Source organism: Streptomyces sp. NBRC 110611 (genome assembly GCF_001590865.1).
Lineage (GTDB): Bacteria > Actinomycetota > Actinomycetes > Streptomycetales > Streptomycetaceae > Streptomyces.
In genome coordinates this window covers 263,669-279,071 of the sequence record NZ_BBUY01000008.1, presented here as the reverse complement: position 1 = coordinate 279,071, position 15,403 = coordinate 263,669, and the positions used below count along the sequence as shown (strand labels likewise).

The 15,403-nt window shown below is 68.7% G+C and carries 14 protein-coding genes; 3 read left to right on the top strand and 11 right to left on the bottom strand.

Annotated features, from left to right (window positions below; genetic code table 11):
* The first annotated feature begins 172 nt into the window (after positions 1-172).
* Complete coding sequence (locus AZE13_RS19860) at positions 173-1,207, top strand: 3-isopropylmalate dehydrogenase (protein WP_066933462.1); 1,035 nt, start codon at positions 173-175, stop codon at positions 1,205-1,207.
* Positions 1,204-1,608 carry a cupin domain-containing protein gene (locus AZE13_RS19855; protein WP_066933360.1) on the top strand — a complete coding sequence of 135 codons (405 nt, stop codon included), beginning with the start codon at positions 1,204-1,206 and terminating at the stop codon, positions 1,606-1,608. Before AZE13_RS19860 ends, AZE13_RS19855 begins: the two co-directional genes overlap by 4 nt.
* 84 nt (positions 1,609-1,692) lie before the next feature.
* Here AZE13_RS19855 and AZE13_RS19850 read toward each other — a convergent pair whose 3' ends face one another.
* The 11 genes from AZE13_RS19850 to AZE13_RS19800 all read right to left on the bottom strand — a co-directional run bounded on the left by AZE13_RS19850 (position 1,693) and on the right by AZE13_RS19800 (position 14,466).
* Positions 1,693-2,466, bottom strand: a complete 774-nt coding sequence (locus tag AZE13_RS19850) for a thioesterase II family protein (RefSeq protein ID WP_066933357.1) — start codon at positions 2,464-2,466, stop codon at positions 1,693-1,695.
* Positions 2,466-3,746, bottom strand: coding sequence for an aminotransferase class I/II-fold pyridoxal phosphate-dependent enzyme (locus AZE13_RS19845; protein ID WP_147264687.1), 1,281 nt, complete (start codon positions 3,744-3,746; stop codon positions 2,466-2,468). Before AZE13_RS19845 ends, AZE13_RS19850 begins: the two co-directional genes overlap by 1 nt.
* A 125-nt stretch (positions 3,747-3,871) precedes the next feature.
* Positions 3,872-4,099, bottom strand: a complete 228-nt coding sequence (locus AZE13_RS19840; RefSeq protein WP_066933351.1) for a phosphopantetheine-binding protein — start codon at positions 4,097-4,099, stop codon at positions 3,872-3,874.
* A gap of 35 nt (positions 4,100-4,134) precedes the next feature.
* Positions 4,135-5,091, bottom strand: a complete 957-nt coding sequence (locus AZE13_RS19835) for a chlorinating enzyme (protein ID WP_079124169.1) — start codon at positions 5,089-5,091, stop codon at positions 4,135-4,137.
* Positions 5,092-5,208: 117 nt separating this feature from the next.
* Positions 5,209-6,774, bottom strand: a complete 1,566-nt coding sequence (locus AZE13_RS19830) for an amino acid adenylation domain-containing protein (RefSeq protein WP_066933348.1) — start codon at positions 6,772-6,774, stop codon at positions 5,209-5,211.
* Between the two features lie 58 nt (positions 6,775-6,832).
* Positions 6,833-7,489 carry a hypothetical protein gene (locus AZE13_RS19825; RefSeq protein ID WP_066933345.1) on the bottom strand — a complete coding sequence of 219 codons (657 nt, stop codon included), beginning with the start codon at positions 7,487-7,489 and terminating at the stop codon, positions 6,833-6,835.
* 37 nt (positions 7,490-7,526) lie between these two features.
* Positions 7,527-9,212 carry a 2-isopropylmalate synthase gene (locus AZE13_RS19820; RefSeq protein WP_079124168.1) on the bottom strand — a complete coding sequence of 562 codons (1,686 nt, stop codon included), beginning with the start codon at positions 9,210-9,212 and terminating at the stop codon, positions 7,527-7,529.
* Positions 9,213-9,445: 233 nt separating this feature from the next.
* Entirely contained in the window at positions 9,446-10,720 is a 1,275-nt protein-coding gene (locus tag AZE13_RS19815) for a cation:proton antiporter (protein ID WP_066933339.1), read from the bottom strand.
* Positions 10,721-10,915: 195 nt separating this feature from the next.
* Complete coding sequence (locus tag AZE13_RS19810) at positions 10,916-12,715, bottom strand: BTAD domain-containing putative transcriptional regulator (protein ID WP_220127585.1); 1,800 nt, start codon at positions 12,713-12,715, stop codon at positions 10,916-10,918.
* A 276-nt stretch (positions 12,716-12,991) separates the two neighbouring features.
* Positions 12,992-13,969 carry a DMT family transporter gene (locus tag AZE13_RS19805; RefSeq protein ID WP_066933333.1) on the bottom strand — a complete coding sequence of 326 codons (978 nt, stop codon included), beginning with the start codon at positions 13,967-13,969 and terminating at the stop codon, positions 12,992-12,994.
* Between the two features lie 65 nt (positions 13,970-14,034).
* On the bottom strand, positions 14,035-14,466 hold the full coding sequence (locus AZE13_RS19800; protein WP_066933331.1) for a DUF2000 domain-containing protein: 432 nt from the start codon (positions 14,464-14,466) through the stop codon (positions 14,035-14,037).
* A 49-nt stretch (positions 14,467-14,515) separates the two neighbouring features.
* On the opposite strand from AZE13_RS19800, the gene AZE13_RS19795 reads away from it, so the two are divergent.
* The gene (locus tag AZE13_RS19795; protein ID WP_066933328.1) at positions 14,516-15,373 is read left to right on the top strand and encodes a helix-turn-helix transcriptional regulator; all 858 of its coding nucleotides are present in this window, start codon (positions 14,516-14,518) and stop codon (positions 15,371-15,373) included.
* Positions 15,374-15,403: the final 30 nt, after the last annotated feature.

Here is a 15,403-nt window from a genome sequence, read left to right as displayed (position 1 = left end):
CATCGAGGCCGGCTTCGAGCTGGACGAGAACGCCCGCCGACGGCTGCTCGAAGGCCTGGACGACATCAGCCTCACCCTCCAGAACGAAGCGGACGTCGCCGCGTATGAAAGTGCCCGCCCCTCCTACAAGCCCCGCACGACCCGCCCCGAGCCCCGCGTCCTCGACCTCGCGGTGATCCCCGGTGACGGCATCGGCCAGGAGGTCGTCGCCCAGGGGCTGAAGGTCCTGGCCGCGGTCCTTCCGCAGGACGTGAAGCTGGAATCCAAGGAGTACGACCTCGGTGCCAGGCGGTGGCACGCGACCGGTGAGACTCTTCCGGATGCCGAGCTGGAGTCGCTCCGGCAGCATGATGCGATCCTGCTGGGCGCGATCGGTGACCCGTCCGTGCCGTCGGGGGTGCTGGAGCGCGGGCTGTTGCTCAAGCTGCGTTTCGCCTTCGATCACTTCGTCAATCTGCGTCCGTCGAAGCTGTTGCCGAATACGGCGACTCCGCTGGCCGGGCGGCCGGAGATCGACTTCGTGGTGGTGCGGGAGGGTACCGAGGGGCCGTATACGGGCAATGGCGGCTCGCTGCGTACCGGTACCGCCGCCGAGGTCGCCACCGAGGTCAGTGTGAACACCGCCTACGGTGTCGAGCGGGTGATCCGGGACGCCTACGAGCGGGCCAACGGCCGTCCGCGCAAGAAGCTGACGCTGGTGCACAAGAACAACGTCCTGGTCTACGCGGGGCATCTGTGGAAGAACATCTTCGACAGGGTCGGCGCGGAGTATCCGGAGGTCACCACGGACTATCTGCATGTCGATGCGGCGACCATCTTCTTCGTCACGCAGCCCGAGCGGTTCGATGTGATCGTCACCGACAACCTCTTCGGCGACATCCTCACCGACCTCGCCGCGGCCGTCACCGGCGGTATCGGCCTGGCGGCTTCCGGCAACATCAACCCGACCGGACAGTTCCCGTCGATGTTCGAGCCGGTGCACGGCTCCGCCCCCGACATCGCCGGCACCGGCAAGGCCGACCCCACGGCCACGGTCCTGTCCGTCGCCCTGCTCCTGCGCCACCTCGGCTACGAGCCGCAGGCGGTACGTATCGAGGAGGCCGTCGCGGCGGACCTGGAGGGCAGGGACGGCACCGCCCGCACCACGGACGAGATCGGCGACGCGCTCGCCGGCCGCGTCGTCCGGAAGGAGAGCACGTCACGATGACCACCCAACCGGTGAATCTGTACGAGACGCTCGATTCGTTCAGCGACCTGTGGAGCCCGCGCATCGTCGCCCAGTTCAATGACTATGACGTCCGGGTGGCCAAGTTCCATGGTGAATACCTCTGGCACGCCCACCTGGACACCGACGAGCTCTTCATCGTGGTGGCCGGCCGGCTGACCATCCATCTGCGCGAGGACGGTGTGGAGCGTGCTGTGACGCTCGGAAAGGGAGACACGTACGTGGTGCCGCGGGGCACCGAGCACAAGCCCGTGTCCGATGCGGAGTCCCGCATTCTCATGGTGGAACCCACGGGAACGCTCACGGTCGGGGACACCCACGAGGAAGTCCCCGACTACGTCGACGCCACCACAGGCCACCACCCGGGCCGAGCCGAGCGATAGCCACGTACAAAGCGAGCCACGTACAAAGCGATAGCCACGTAAAAGGTGCCGGGCCCCGGGGAAACCCCTGGGGCCCGGCACCTTTTACGCGAGCGAGGCCGAGCGCCGACGGCGCTGTCGTGCGGCGAGGATCTCCGCGGAGACGGCGGCGACCACCTCGTCCTCGGCGTCCCGCAGATAGTGGTGGCCACCGGGGAAGATCCGCACCCGGACTCCGGCGGTGGTGATCTCTCCCCAGGACGGCAGATCCGAGACCGGACATGAGTCGTCGCGTTCGCCGCCGAACACCGTGATCGGCGCCCGCAGCGGGGCCGGCCGTTCGGGCCGGTAGCGGTCCAGCAGAGCCAGGTCCGCCCGCAACGGCGGCAGGATCAACGGCAGCAGCTCCGGGTGGTCGAACGCCTCCGCGTCCGGACCGCCCAGCCCGCGCATCTCCGCGGCCAGCTCCTCGTCGCTCAGCAGGTGCCGGTGCTCCCCGTCGATCAGGTGGGGCGCGGGCCGCGCGGAGACGAAGACATGGTCGACCACGAACCCGTGCTCGCGCTCCAGGAGGCCGGCCACCTCGTATGCCAGCCCGGTGCCCATGCTGTGCCCGAAGAGCGCCATCGGAAGATCGAGCAGTGGCCTCAGCTCCCGCGCCACCTGCTCGGCCATCTCGGCCATGTCCCCGAACGGTTCCTCGCCGAGCCGGTCCTGCCGGCCCGGGTACTGCACGGCGATCAGCTCCACCCCGGCCGGCAGCCGGCCGGCCCACCCGGCGAAGGAGCCGGCGGTGCCGCCTGCATGGGGCAGGCAGACGAGACGGCTGACGACGGGTTCCGCCACCGGATGGCGGCGCAGCCAGGTGTTCATGGACATCACTTCCCGGTCCGTGCGCTCACGCGCATCTCTTCGAGTGCCTCACCGAGCCGGTTGACGCCCTCGGCGACCGCCCACTCGTCGGGGCTCAGGCTCAGCCGGATGCAGCGTCTGCCGTGCGTGCTCAGGAACGGCGTGGTCAGCGGCTCGACGAAGAAGTGGCGGCCGGGGACGATGAACATGCGCTTGCGTTTGAGGAGCTCGTACAGCTCCAGGTCGTCGAACCAGTCGTGGTCGATGGACAGCCAGCAGAACATCCCGCCGTCGCAGGAGTGCAGCCGCCAGTCCAGGGAGTCCGGCAGCGTCTCGGTGAGCAGCTCCTCGGCCATCGCCCGCTTGGACTTGTAGTAGGGCTTGATGTGCCGGGTGGTGAGCGTGTCGATCTGCCGGGTCGTCAGAGAGCGCTCGACCGCGGCCTGGAGCAACTGCGGCGCGTGCAGCGTCGAGTTGGCGAGGAACGAGATCATCGGGTCGATCAGCTCCGCCGGGCCGATCGCGAAGGCGATCCGCTCACCGGGCAGGCCGGCCTTCGACAGGGTGAAGAGGTTGAGGACGTGCGAGTGCAGCACCGGGGCGAGCCGGGTCTGGACGACGCCGGGGAAGGGCTCTCCGTACGCGTGGTCGACGACCAGCGGTACGTCGTGCCGCTCGGCCGTCTCGATCAGGGCCTTGAGCTCGCCGGCGTCGATGCTGCTGCCCGTGGGGTTCGCCGGGTTGGAGAGCAGCATCATGCCGATACGGCTCTGCTGCGCCAGTGCCTCGGTGTCCACCGCGTAGTGGAAGGAGTGCCGGCCCTCCGGGACGATCAGCGGCTCCAGGCCGACGATGCCGCCCGGGTCCAGGCTCAGTCCCTGGTAGCCGGTGTAGTCGGGCAGGCGCGGCAGGACCAGCGGCCGCACCACCCCGTCCGCGTCCGGACCGGTGAACAGGGTGGTCGCGATGAAGGACAGCATCTGGCTGCCGGGCCCCACGACCACGTTCTCGGGGCCGATCGACCAACCGTAGGTGAGGTTGAAGTACTCGACGATGGCGTCGACGAGGCCGGGGGCGCCGCGCGAGGGTCCGTACCGGGTGCTGGACTCGATGAACCGGTCGTCCAGCGCCTCCTGGACGAGACGGCTCCAGGCGTCGACGACCTCGGGGATGTGGGAGGGATTGCCCGGGCTGAGGTTGAGCCATTCGCTGTCGCTTCCGTCCCGGCCGGCCGCGGCGATGTCCTCCATGATGCTGCGGATGCCCGACAGACGGGACATCTGCCGGCCCCGACTCGATAGCTGCACTGAGGGCTCTTCCTTTAGTGGTGGGAGATGAGTGGTGGGAAAGGGGACGGCGGTGCCGCCGGTGACCGGGCCCAGGCCCGGTCACCGGCGGCACCGCCAGGGTCAGCAGCGGGACGGACCCGGGGTCAGGCGGCCGAGCGGGCCGACGCGATGTGCTCGGCGATCTCCGCGACCGTGGACTTGCGGAAGAGCTGGTCCATCGGGACCTCGATGCCGAGCTCGGAGAGGATCTCGCGCTGGATCCGGGTCATGATCAGCGAGTGCCCGCCGAGGCTGAAGAAGTCGTCCGTGTCGGAGAATTCCTCCAGGTTGAGCTCGCGACTCCAAATGGCGTGGATCTTCGATGCGATCACGTTCTGTTTCCTTTCCGGTGAAGAAGAGACGGGGCTCAGCCCGCGGTCCAGCCGAACGGGGTGCCGTGGTTGTTCTCGGTGCGGATGCGGTTGTGGTCGTAGCGGTTCTCGCCCGCCACGAGGACGCTGCCGTACTCGGACAGGTCGAACGTCGCGCCGTGGGCGCTGAACGAGTCCTGGTCCGGGTAGACGCGGACGTGGGTGGGGACGTACCGGCTGGCGATCGCGAAGCGGGTTTCGCGCTCGGTGTTGTTGGGGGTCGAGCCGTGTACGCAGGAGGCGGTGAAGATGACGGCCTCGCCCGGCTTCATCTCCAGCTCGACGACGTCCTCGGGACGCGGCTCCCAGTTCGGGTCGATCTTGAAGTCGGCGAAGTCGTAGCCGAAGAAGCCGGTGTCGGCGTGCGCGACGTCGTAGTCCGTGCTCCGGCCGGCGTCGGTGGCCTTGTGCTCGTCGAAGATCCAGTCACGCTGCGAGCCGCGGACGAACTTCATGCACGCGGTGTCCTTGGTGGCCGGCGTGAAGGTGGTCCAGACCGTGATGTCGATGTACGCGTTCCACTCCGACTCGGTCGGCAGGAGCTGCGGCTTGCCGTTGGCGTAGCTGTAGTCGCGCACCTGGTGCCACTCGGTGGCCTTGGCGCCGGGGAACTTCGGGAACCACTCGGTACGCCAGTTCAGCACGTCCGGACCGAGAATCGCCGTCAGGTACTTGACGATCGTCGGGTGGGTGATGTGCCGGCTGAGCTCGGGGATGTCGAAGTGGCGGTCGTAGTTGACGCTGTTCTTGTACAGGGCGCGCGAGGAGTCCTGGTTGTTGATGCGGATCTCCCGGATCAGCGCCGCGGCCTCCTCCGGCTCGTACAGCTTGATCGGACCGGTGAAGCCGTCGACGCTGAACTGCTCGATGTCCTTCTTGATGTCCTCGGGGATGACGGCGTTGCCGGAGATCTGGGCGGCGGCCGAGGCCGGGTACTGCTGGTCGATGGTCATGCGGAAGCCGTTCCTTTGCTCAATGGGCTGTGTTTGATGGGGATTTGGGAGACGAGGTAGTGGTTCCGGGAGGCCCGCCGGAGGCCGCGGGACGCGGGGCCGGCCGGGCGGTGCGGGTCAGCCGCCGGCCAGGGCGGCCAGGGCCCGGCGGTCGGTCTTCCCGTTCGGGCTGAGGGGGAAGGTGTCGAGGACCGTGAACTCCTGCGGGACCATGTTGCGGGGCAGGGTGTTCAGCAGGTCGCGGTAGAGGGCCCGGGTGTCGGGCGCGTCGGCGGAGGACAGGACGAAGCCCACCAGACGCAGCTCGCCCGAGGCGTCGGGGAGCGCCAGGACCACGGCATCGTCGACGAGCGGGTGGGAGCGGACGCCGTGCTCGACGTCTCCGAGGTCCATCCGCATGCCGCGGATCTTGACCTGGGCGTCGACCCGGCCGACCACCACCAGCTCCCCGTCCGGTGTCAGGTAGCCGCGGTCGCCGGTCCGGTAGAGCCGTACCGGTCCGTCCTCGCCGGGCAGTTCGGTGAACCGCCGGGTGTCCGCGGGCGAGGCGTTGAGGTAGCCGGCGCTGACGCTGAGCCCCGAGATGCAGATCTCGCCGGTCTCGCCGTCCGGCACCTCACCCAGCTCGTCGTCGAGCAGGTGGATCTCCGTGTTGTACACGGGCTCGCCCACCGGCGTCGCGGCACCGCGGTAGCGGGCGTAGTCCGTGAGCACGTGGGAGGTCGCCACGTCCGTGCACTCGGCCACCCCGTACTGGTGCAGCAGGACGCAGGTGTTGCCCTCCTGGGTGGCCCAGTCCTCGATGCGGGAGACCGTGAGCGGTTCCCCGCCGATGAAGACGTGGCCGACCCGGGTCAGCGCGTCGGTCCCCAGCGCTCGCTCGTGGTCGATCAGCACGTACAGGGTGCTCGGCGCGCAGTGCAGCTGCCGGACGCCATGGGTCTCGATCAGCCGGTACGCCATGCCCGGGTCGAAGACCCGGCTGGGCAGCAGGTGGAGGGCGGCACCGCAGAACAGCGGTGCCAGCAGGCCGCGCTGGCTGATGTCGAAGCCGAACGAGCTGACCGTGAGCCCGCTGGCCGAGCTGTCCAGCCCGTACTCGACGCGCAGCCACTCAAGCAGGTTGTACCAGCCTTCGTGGCGTACCGCGGTGGCCTTGGGCGTGCCGGTGGAACCGGAGGTGAACACCACGTAGCACAGGTCGTCGGGGGAGAGGTCGACGATGGGGTCGGTGGCAGGGTGGGCGTCCAGCCGTCCGGACGGCTCCAGCTCGTCCAGGAGGACCAGCTCGCCCGGTGCCCCGGCGATCAGGTCGCGGGTCTCGGCGGAGACGACGCTGAGTTTGATCTCGTCGAGCTGGGAGACCATGAGCCGCAGCCGCTCGGCCGGGTAGGTGGGGTCCAGCGGTACGTACGCGGCGCCGGCCTTCAGCGTGCCGAGGATCGCGACCAGGAGTTCCGGGGTGCGGTCCAGGCACACACCGATCACCGAGCCGCGGCCCGCGCCGAGGGCGATGAGGTGATGGGCGAACCGGTTGGCCCGCGCGTTCAACTCGGCGAAGGTCAGCTCTTCGGCGCCGCAGGTCAGGGCCGTCCGGTCGGGGTGCTGCCGGGCGTGGGCCTCGAAGGCCCGGTGGACGAGCAGGACTTCCGGCAGCGCGAGGAGTCTGCCTTTGAGGGACATGTCGGTCCGTTCCTCTCCAGAGTCCGGGGGGTCGGTGGTCCGTACGAGCGGAGGCGGGTCAGGCGGCGGCGGTGGTGCTGGTCTCGCCGACCAGGACGCTCTCGTCGTACTCGAGCAGGTAGCGGTAGAAGGGGTGGCCGGCCTGGAAGCCGCGGGCGACGAGCCGGCTGACGTGCAGCCGGTACGTCCGTGGCTCCGCCGGCGGCCCGGAGCCCTCCACCGGCGTGAAACCGAGCTGGGTCAGACGGTCCGCGGCCCGCCCGCCGGCGAGTTCCACGACGACATCGCTGACGTCACGCAGTACCGCCCACTGCAGACAGCCCTTGAGCAGACCGCCGAGCGCACCGAACGGCAGATCCGGCAGGGGGGTCTCGGCGAACTCGGGGCGTACCACCGGCCGGCGGCACTGCACCAGCCGGCCGCTGTGCCGCAGCACACCCTGCAGGGCCGGCCACTCGGTCAGTGGCAGCCCCAGCGGCGAGTAGGCGACCAGCTCCGCGCCGGCGACCACTTCGCCCTCGACCATGACCAGCAGGTGGGTGGTGTGCGGAGTGAAGGTGTCCTGGTCCGGCCCGGCCACGGGCAGGCCGAACCGGTCCCGGTCCGCCCGCCCGCGCAGGCTCGCGATGCTCAGCAGGTCCAGGTCGGTGTGCCCCGTGTACACGAAGCAGTCACGGCCGTGGTCCCTCTTGCTCTCGACGAAGCTGAAATCCATCTCTCGGCTCACAGAAGTGCGGGGCGGGCAGGGGGCGTCAGGCGTGTGCGCGGTTGATGGCGGAGGTGACCGCGCCCAGCCGGGCGCTCTCCTCGTCGTCGGCGATCGCGGCGCCGTACCAGGGCGTGCCGTCCAGGCCGATCCGCGCGTAGGCGGCGTACCGGGTGCCGAGGCTGTCGCTCAGGACGTGCCCGGTGATCTCGGCGACCTCGACGTCGAGGCCGGTGCCGGCGAGGGCATGGGCGTAGGCGGCGACGGCGTGCGCGCCCGATCCGGTCAGCCGCTTCTCCGTGCCGTTGCCGTGGACGACCAGGGCGTCGACGGCGACGGTGTCCGTCTCGCCGGTGAGCTGGAACTCCTTGAGCAGCAGCGTCGGCTGCGCACAGTCGAGGTACGTCTGCGCGAAGATGGCCCGCAGTTCCTCGGCGGTGATCTCCACTCCGTCACCGTCGGCCACCTGCTGCACCTGACGGCCCAGCTCCACCCGCATCCCGCGGGGCAGGTCCAGCCCGTACGCGCTCTTGAGCACGTGGGCCACACCGCCCTTGCCGGACTGGCTGTTGACGCGGACCACCGACTCATACGTGCGGCCCACGTCCTTGGGGTCGATGGGCAGGTAGGGGACGTCCCATGGCACCTCCGCGGTGGAAGTGCCCGCCTCGGCGGCCCGCCGCTCGATCTCGGCCAGGCCCTTGGCGATGGCGTCCTGGTGGGTGCCGGAGAACGCGGTGTACACCAGGTCGCCGCTGTAGGGGTAACGCGGGGGGACGGTCAGCTGGTTGGCGAATTCGACCGTACGGCGGATGTGGTCGATGTCGGAGAAGTCCAGCTGCGGGTCGACGCCCTGGCTGAAGAGGTTGAGGGCCAGCGTGGCCAGGCAGACGTTGCCGGTCCGCTCGCCGTTGCCGAAGAGGGTGCCCTCGATACGGTCGGCGCCCGCCATGACGGCCAGTTCCGCGGAGGCCACCGCGGTGCCCCGGTCGTTGTGCGGGTGCACCGAGAGGATGACCGCGTCGCGCCGTTCGAGATTGCGGTGCATCCACTCGATCTGGTCGGCGAAGACGTTCGGCGAGTCGGTCTCCACCGTCGTCGGCAGGTTCAGCGTCACCGGGCGGTCCGGGCTCGCATCCCACATCGACGTGACGGCATTCGACATCTGGAGCACGAATTCGGGCTCCGTCACATTGAACGTCTCGGGTGAATACTCGAAACGCAGCTCGGTTCCCTTGGCGGCGTCCGCGCGGCGGGCAATGTGCTCCGCCGAGCGGAGTGCCATCTGCCGCACTTCGTCCGTGCTCATTCCGAACACGACCTCACGCCACAGACAGGCGGTCGCATGGCACAGATGAACCATGGCCCGGTCCGCGCCCTCGATGGCCTCGAAGGTCCGGTCGATCAATTCCGGCCGGGCCGGCGTGAAGACGGATATCGTGACGTCATCAGGAATCCGGTCCTGCTCGATCAGCATCCGCAGAAAGGAGAAATCCGCGTCGCTGGCCGACGGGTAACCGACCTCGATGTCCTTGAAGCCCATGTGCACCAGCAGGTCGAACATCCGGCTCTTGCGCTCGATGTCCATCGGGCTGCTGAGCGCCTGATTCCCGTCGCGCAGGTCGACCGAGGCCCACAGCGGCGCCTGGACCAGGGACTTCGTCGGCCAGGTGCGGTCCGTCAGCTCATGCGGAAGTCGGCCTCCCGATCGTGCGTAACGCTGGAAAGGCATGGCCGAGCCGCGCTGTGCATTCCACCATTTCTGTTCGGCACGGCGTGGTCCGGCAGGGGTCCTGAGCCGTGACGGTGTGAGGAGTGACGGTGGCGCCTCGGTCATTTCATGCCTCCCTTGAATAACTGCAGTACAGTGCCGCCGGCGGTGAGTTCCAACGTCCCGACCGGTGATGACCGTAAAGTTATGAGGGGTCGTCCTCGATGTATCCCCGGCCGGTCCTCAGGCGGGCCTCAGCCCGTCTTCGCGGCTTTCTTCGGCAGCGCCCCTGGAGAACTGGCGGCCAGGTCCGGCTGGTGAACTGATGGATCCTGCGGCAGTACGCCGAAGAGTTTCAGGAGCGGCCCGGTCATGGCCGTTGTCACCACGGCCATCACGACCATCATCGAATAGAAGTCCTGGTTGATCAGGCCCATGTCCAGCGCGACGGCGACGATGACGATCTCGGTCAGCCCCCGGGTGTTCATCAGCACCGCGGCCGGCAGCGCCGCGGCATGCGGCAGCCCGGCGAGCCGGGCGCCGCCGTAGGCGCCGCCCGCCTTCGAGAGCACCGCCACACCGATCACGGCGACCAGGGTGAGCAGTGCGGTGACGCCGAAGGCGGACAGATCGACCTTGGTGCCGGCCAGCACGAAGTACAGCGGGAGCAGCACCTGCCCCACCTGCTCCATGTGCCGCATGATCGTCGACCGCACCCCGTCCAGGGCGTTGCGCGGCATGACCGCGCCGAACGCGAACGCCCCGAAGATGAAGTGGACCCCGAGCCATTCCGTGACGGCGCAGGACAGCGCCAGACCCACGACCAGGGCGGGGACGAGTCGTTCGGCGGCCACGCCCCGCCGCCGGGCCCGCTCCAGGAGCGTCGCCAGCAGCGGCCGCACCCCGGCGACCAGCACGACCAGGTACACCGGAAGCAGCGCCAGCTGCCACTGCCCGGCCGCTCCCGCGTAGGCCGCGACGGCCGCCAGGCAGATCCAGGCGACCAGGTCGCCGACCGCCGCCGCGGCCAGGGTGAGGCTGCCGACCGGGTGTCTGCTGAGGCCGCGGTCCGCGAGGATCCGGGCCAGCACGGGAAAGGCCGTGACCGACATGGCCACACCGACGAACAGCACGAAGGCCGTGCGATTGCCCGGGGCATATGCCTGGGCAAGCGGAATCGCCACTGCGACGCCCGCGGCCAACGGGACGGCGACGGCCCCGGTGGCCACGCCCAGCGTGGCCTTCCTACGGTGCCGCAGGAAGGCGCCGTCGATCTCGTAGCCGATGAGGAACATGAACGTGGCCAGGCCCACGTTGGCCAAAGCCCCCAGCAGGGGCGTCACTTCGGCGGACAGTACGGCGTCCGCACCCGCCCGGGTGAGGACCATCGGGCTGACCAGCAGCCCGGCACAGATCTCACCGACGACGGCGGGCTGAGCCACCCGGCGGGCGAGCGCTCCGAAGATCCGGGCGGCGCCCAGGGTGAGCGAGAGCGCGAGGAAGAAGTCCGCGACGATGTTTCCGGTCATGGGAGAACACTCCGAAAGGACACAAAGGACACAAAGGACACAGGGGGAGAAGCTCAGGGGAAGAAGCCCACGGGGACAGAAGCTCAGGGGGAAGTAGCCCACGGGGAAGAAGCCCATGCGGGAGGAAACCCACGAGGGAGGAAACCCACGCGGGAAGAAGCCCGCAGGGGAAGAGGCCGGAGAGGCGTGGGTGAGTCAGGCGACGAGCGGCTGCGCCGGCATGCCGCGCGGCGCGGGCATCGGTCCGGCCACCTCGTCCGGGCCGGTCAGCTGCGCGCAGTAGGTCTTCATGAGCGGGTGCATACGGTACCGGCCGGGCTCCGGCTCCATCAGGAGGTGCTCGTCGACCAGTTCCTCAAGCAGCTGCTCGGCGAGGAAGGGCGGCAGCCCCGCCACCAGTGCGGCGGACCCCACGTCCGTCCCGTCCCCCTCGGCCGCGCCCAGCAGCCGCAGCAGCCGCTGCTGACCGGCGCTCAGATGCCGGTACGAAGCATCGAAACAGGCGATGAGGCCGCCGTGCTCCGTCTGTAGTTCGGCGAGCCGCATCCGCCGGTCCGCAAGCCGGTCCGCCAGATGCGCCACGGGCCACGAAGGCCGCCTTCGCAGCCGTGCCGCGGCGGCCGAGACGGCCAGCGGCAGATCGCCGCAGTGCTCCAGGATACCGTCGACGGCATCCGGCAGCGGCTTGGGGTGGCGGTCGCCGAGCACCCGGCAGAACAGTTCGTACCCCTCCTCCCGGGACAGGGGCTCCAAGGACAGCACCCGGGTCGGGGACAGCGTGGTCATGGTCAGCCGGCGACGGCTGGTCACCAGCGTCAGGCAGCCGTCTCCCGCCGGGAGCAGCGGCCCGATCTGCTCCGCGTCGGCGGCGTTGTCCAGGATGACCAGCATGTTCCGGTCCGCGGTGCGGCTGCGCCACAGCCGTACGAGTTCCTCGCCCGGTACGGGCAGTTCGGCCTCCGGCAGCCCCGAGAGCAGCAGCAGCCGGCGCAGCGCCGCCCGGTGGCCGAACGGCGCGCGGTCGCAGCTATGGCCTCGTAAGTCGAGGAAGATCCGGCCGTCCGGGTAGTGGCCCGCGAGGCGGTGGGCGACGTGCACCGCCAGGGCGGTCTTGCCCGCGCCTCCCATGCCGTCCACGGACACCACGCGCTGCGCACCGGAACGGAGCCCGTCGGCCAGGAGCACCTCGATCTCACCGGCCCGCCCGACGAAGTGCGCGATCTCGGACGGCAGGGTGTCCGGAGCGGCCGTGGCGGCAGTGGTGGCAGTGGTGGCAGTGGAGGAAGCGGCCGGAACCGAGGAGATGGCCGGGCAGGTTCCCGCCGCGTCGGTGTCCTCGCGCAGCATCAGCTGGTGGATCTCCAGCAGTTCCGGGCCCGGGCTCAGCCCGAGCTGTTCGGCCAGACGGCGCCTCACCTGCTCGTACACGGTGAAGGCGCGGGCCCGGGCGCCGGAGCGGTACAGGGCGCACACGTACTGGGCGGCCATGCGCTCGCGCAGCGGATTCTCGGCCACCCATATGGAGAGTTCGCTGATGAGACTCTTGTGCCGGTCCTGGGCGAGTTCGAGGTCGATGCACTCCTCGGCGACCGAAAGCCGGACCTCGTTCACCCCTGCTATCTGGGCCTGCAGGGCGGCACTTTCGATTCCGGAGAGCATCGGGCCGGTCCACAGGGAGAGTGCGGCACGGAACTCGGCGATGGCGTCCGCCGGCCGCTGATGGCCCAGAAGAGTGCGCGCCCGCCCCAGATGGCGGTGAAACTCCCGGAGATCGAACCTGGCCGCGCCGATGTCGAGTTGATAACCGTCCGCGGCAGGAGTGATGACGGCTCCGCTGGGAGCCAGAATGCCGCGCAGGTCGGAAACCGCATTGCGGATCTGTTTGCCGGCCGTGCTCGGGGGAGTGGTCCCCCATACGGCATCGATGAGACGACTGATAGAGGTGCGCCGGCTCTCCGCGGTCAGGAGTGTGCCGAGCACTATCCGATGTTTCATTCCTCGCAGTGGTACCGAGTGTCCGCTCACCATGAGCTCAAGCGGCCCCAACACCCGAAACTCGACTTCAGACGACATGAAGTGGAGAACCCCGATCTTGCATTTCCGAACGGATGAGCATGATTGCCGCGCACGCGGCATCGCATACGCGTGGGGGTGGAGAAGCGAGCGCCCGCCCGGGCCGGGGTGGGGCCCTGGACGGGTGCTGAGGTAGGGACACCGCTCCCCCCTGGAGACGGTGTGAACTACGGAGTCCGACTTCCGAAGGTGACCGAATCAGCCTCTGTTGAGGGATTCCTGACCGTCGGACTCCACCGCGCGAACGGGTTCGGCCGGTCGGGCCGTCTGCTCCGTCGCGCGCCGGCTGCTGCCCTGCCGGAATCGGCCCTGTGTCACGGCCAGCAGAGCGCCGGCCAGCATGACGGCGGCGCCAGCCAGCTGTAGTCCGCTGAAGGACTCACCGAGGAAGGTGACGGCACAGGTCACGCCGAACACCGGGACGGTGAACATGATGACGGTCGCGGTCGACGGGCTGACGACGCGCAACCCCCGGTAGTAGAAGAGGTAGGCCACGGCGGTGGGGCCTATGGCGAGGTAGGCGATGTTCACCCACGTCACCGAGGACAGTGCACTCCACTCCACGTCCGGGAACGACGGAGCGGCGAAGACCAGCAGGGCCAGTGCCCCGGCGAGCGTGCCGAAGGTGGTGGCGCGCAGCGGGTCCATACCGACCAGGACCTTCTTCGACGCGATGCTGTAGATCGCCCAGGCGAGCGCGCCGAGGAGGAAGACGAGGTCCCCGGTGAGCCGGGACCCGCCCGCGTCGACGCCGGTGCCCCCTGCCCCGATGAAGAACACCACGGCACCGGCGACGCCGAGGGCGAGTCCGCCGATCCTGGCACCCGACGCTTTCTCCCGGCCCAGGGCCAGAAGAATGGCCGTGGTGATGACCGGACTCAGTACCGGAACGATGATGCTTCCGTCGATGGAAGGGGCCAGGGAAAGGCCCCAGAAGAAGAACAGGTTGTACGCGAACACTCCGATGAGGCCCACCGCCGCCGCGCGCACGATCTGCTGTCGGGTGAGCACCGCGCCCCGAGTCTTCCGCCCGATGAACACGAGCAGGAGAAGCAGGATGAGTGCCCCGCCACCAAATCGCAGAGCGGCCGCAATCTGATGGGGAACGTGAGCGACCACTGCTTTGGAGCCAGCGAAAGCGCTGCCAAAGAATGCCATGGTCGCCAGCAGGTACATGTATGCGCTGGCGGATTCACTCCGCGGTTGTGTTTCTTTTTCCACGTTGAGCCCCTAACGAGACGTCACGGGTGCATCTGGGCACCCTTGACAATTTTGTCCACGGCGTTGCGCGGCCCGTATACGGCCATGCCGACGAGGTCCAGCTGGTCCCGGTGGACGGCTCGTACAGCGGCCCTGTTGTCCCGGTCGTTGTTGGTGGTGAAAAGGTCGGTGGTGAAGACCGAAAGGGGGACGCCCCGGCTGATGGCACGCTGATGCGACCTGGTCAGAGCCTCCTTGCCGGCCTCGAAGACCAGAACCGGCTGCCGGAACATGGGCAGATAGTCGGTACCGTCGGCATCCGCATACGGATCGCCGATTACTTCCGGCACCTCTCGGCCGATTCCACTCACCAGAAACGCGGTCATGTTGAGGCGCTGCCACACCTTAAGGTCATCACGCAAGACCACGGCGATCTTTGTCTCAAAACGAACAGGCTCGTTCATGGATTCCATGCATGAATCAAACCCTGACGGCCCTGGCCATGTCTTGTACGATCCTTGCATGCATGATCATCCGCAGGTCCGCGCCTGGCGTCCCGCTCTGGCGGGAATCGATGAGGTCTTCCACGCGCGCATCACTGACCACGTCTATCCCATGCATACGCACGCTTCCTGGACGCTGCTGATCGTCGACGACGGCATGGTCAGATATGAGCTGGACCGCCATGAACACGGTGCGCTGGATCAGATGGTCACCTTGCTTCCTCCGCACGTCCCACATAATGGACGCTCGGTCACCCCGACCGGCTTTCGCAAGCGGGTTTTATATCTCGATTCCTCGCAGCTGGAAGAGAGCCTCATCGGACTGGCGGTCGACAGCCCGGTCCTGGAAGACCCACTGCTGCGCCGGCGCATCCACCTCCTGCACCAGTCGCTGGAGCACGCCGGCGACGCACTCGAAGCGGAGACCAGGCTGGCCCTGGTGTCCGAGCGGCTCCGCGACCACCTGCGGGGACGCGTGGAGGACCGCGGCCCCGCGCGCAACGCCGCCATCGCCTACCGCCTGCGCGACCTTCTCGACGCGAAGTTCGTCGAGGGCGTCAGCCTCCAGGAAGCCTCCGAGACCCTGCACGTCCACCCCGCCCACCTCGTCCGCGTCTTCAGCCGCGAATTCGACATGGGCCCCCACCAGTACCTCACCAGCCGCCGCATCGACCTCGCCCGCAGACTCCTCCTCGGCGGCATGTCCCCGCGCCTGGTGGCGGCCGCCACCGGCTTCTACGACCAGTCGCACTTCAACCGCCACTTCAAACGCACCCTGGGCACCAGCCCGGGCCGCTACGCGCGCAGCGCCCCAGCCCTCTTGGCCACCACCCGCCTGCCCGCTCTCCCCACCACGGCAGCGCCCGCCGGCGTCTGACCGCCGCCCTGGCCGTGATCTGCGAAACGA

What these genes read in the sequence shown, in the direction of transcription:
- AZE13_RS19855 (WP_066933360.1), top strand. Translation starts at nt 1,204, where the DNA reads ATGACCACCCAACCGGTGAATCTGTACGAGACGCTCGATTCGTTCAGC.
- AZE13_RS19850 (WP_066933357.1), bottom strand. Translation starts at nt 2,466, where the DNA reads ATGTCCATGAACACCTGGCTGCGCCGCCATCCGGTGGCGGAACCCGTC.
- AZE13_RS19835 (WP_079124169.1), bottom strand. Translation starts at nt 5,091, where the DNA reads ATGACCATCGACCAGCAGTACCCGGCCTCGGCCGCCGCCCAGATCTCC.
- AZE13_RS19830 (WP_066933348.1), bottom strand. Translation starts at nt 6,774, where the DNA reads ATGTCCCTCAAAGGCAGACTCCTCGCGCTGCCGGAAGTCCTGCTCGTC.
- AZE13_RS19825 (WP_066933345.1), bottom strand. Translation starts at nt 7,489, where the DNA reads ATGGATTTCAGCTTCGTCGAGAGCAAGAGGGACCACGGCCGTGACTGC.
- AZE13_RS19820 (WP_079124168.1), bottom strand. Translation starts at nt 9,212, where the DNA reads ATGCCTTTCCAGCGTTACGCACGATCGGGAGGCCGACTTCCGCATGAG.
- AZE13_RS19815 (WP_066933339.1), bottom strand. Translation starts at nt 10,720, where the DNA reads ATGACCGGAAACATCGTCGCGGACTTCTTCCTCGCGCTCTCGCTCACC.
- AZE13_RS19810 (WP_220127585.1), bottom strand. Translation starts at nt 12,715, where the DNA reads ATGAAACATCGGATAGTGCTCGGCACACTCCTGACCGCGGAGAGCCGG.
- AZE13_RS19805 (WP_066933333.1), bottom strand. Translation starts at nt 13,969, where the DNA reads ATGTACCTGCTGGCGACCATGGCATTCTTTGGCAGCGCTTTCGCTGGC.
- AZE13_RS19800 (WP_066933331.1), bottom strand. Translation starts at nt 14,466, where the DNA reads ATGGAATCCATGAACGAGCCTGTTCGTTTTGAGACAAAGATCGCCGTG.
- AZE13_RS19795 (WP_066933328.1), top strand. Translation starts at nt 14,516, where the DNA reads ATGCATGATCATCCGCAGGTCCGCGCCTGGCGTCCCGCTCTGGCGGGA.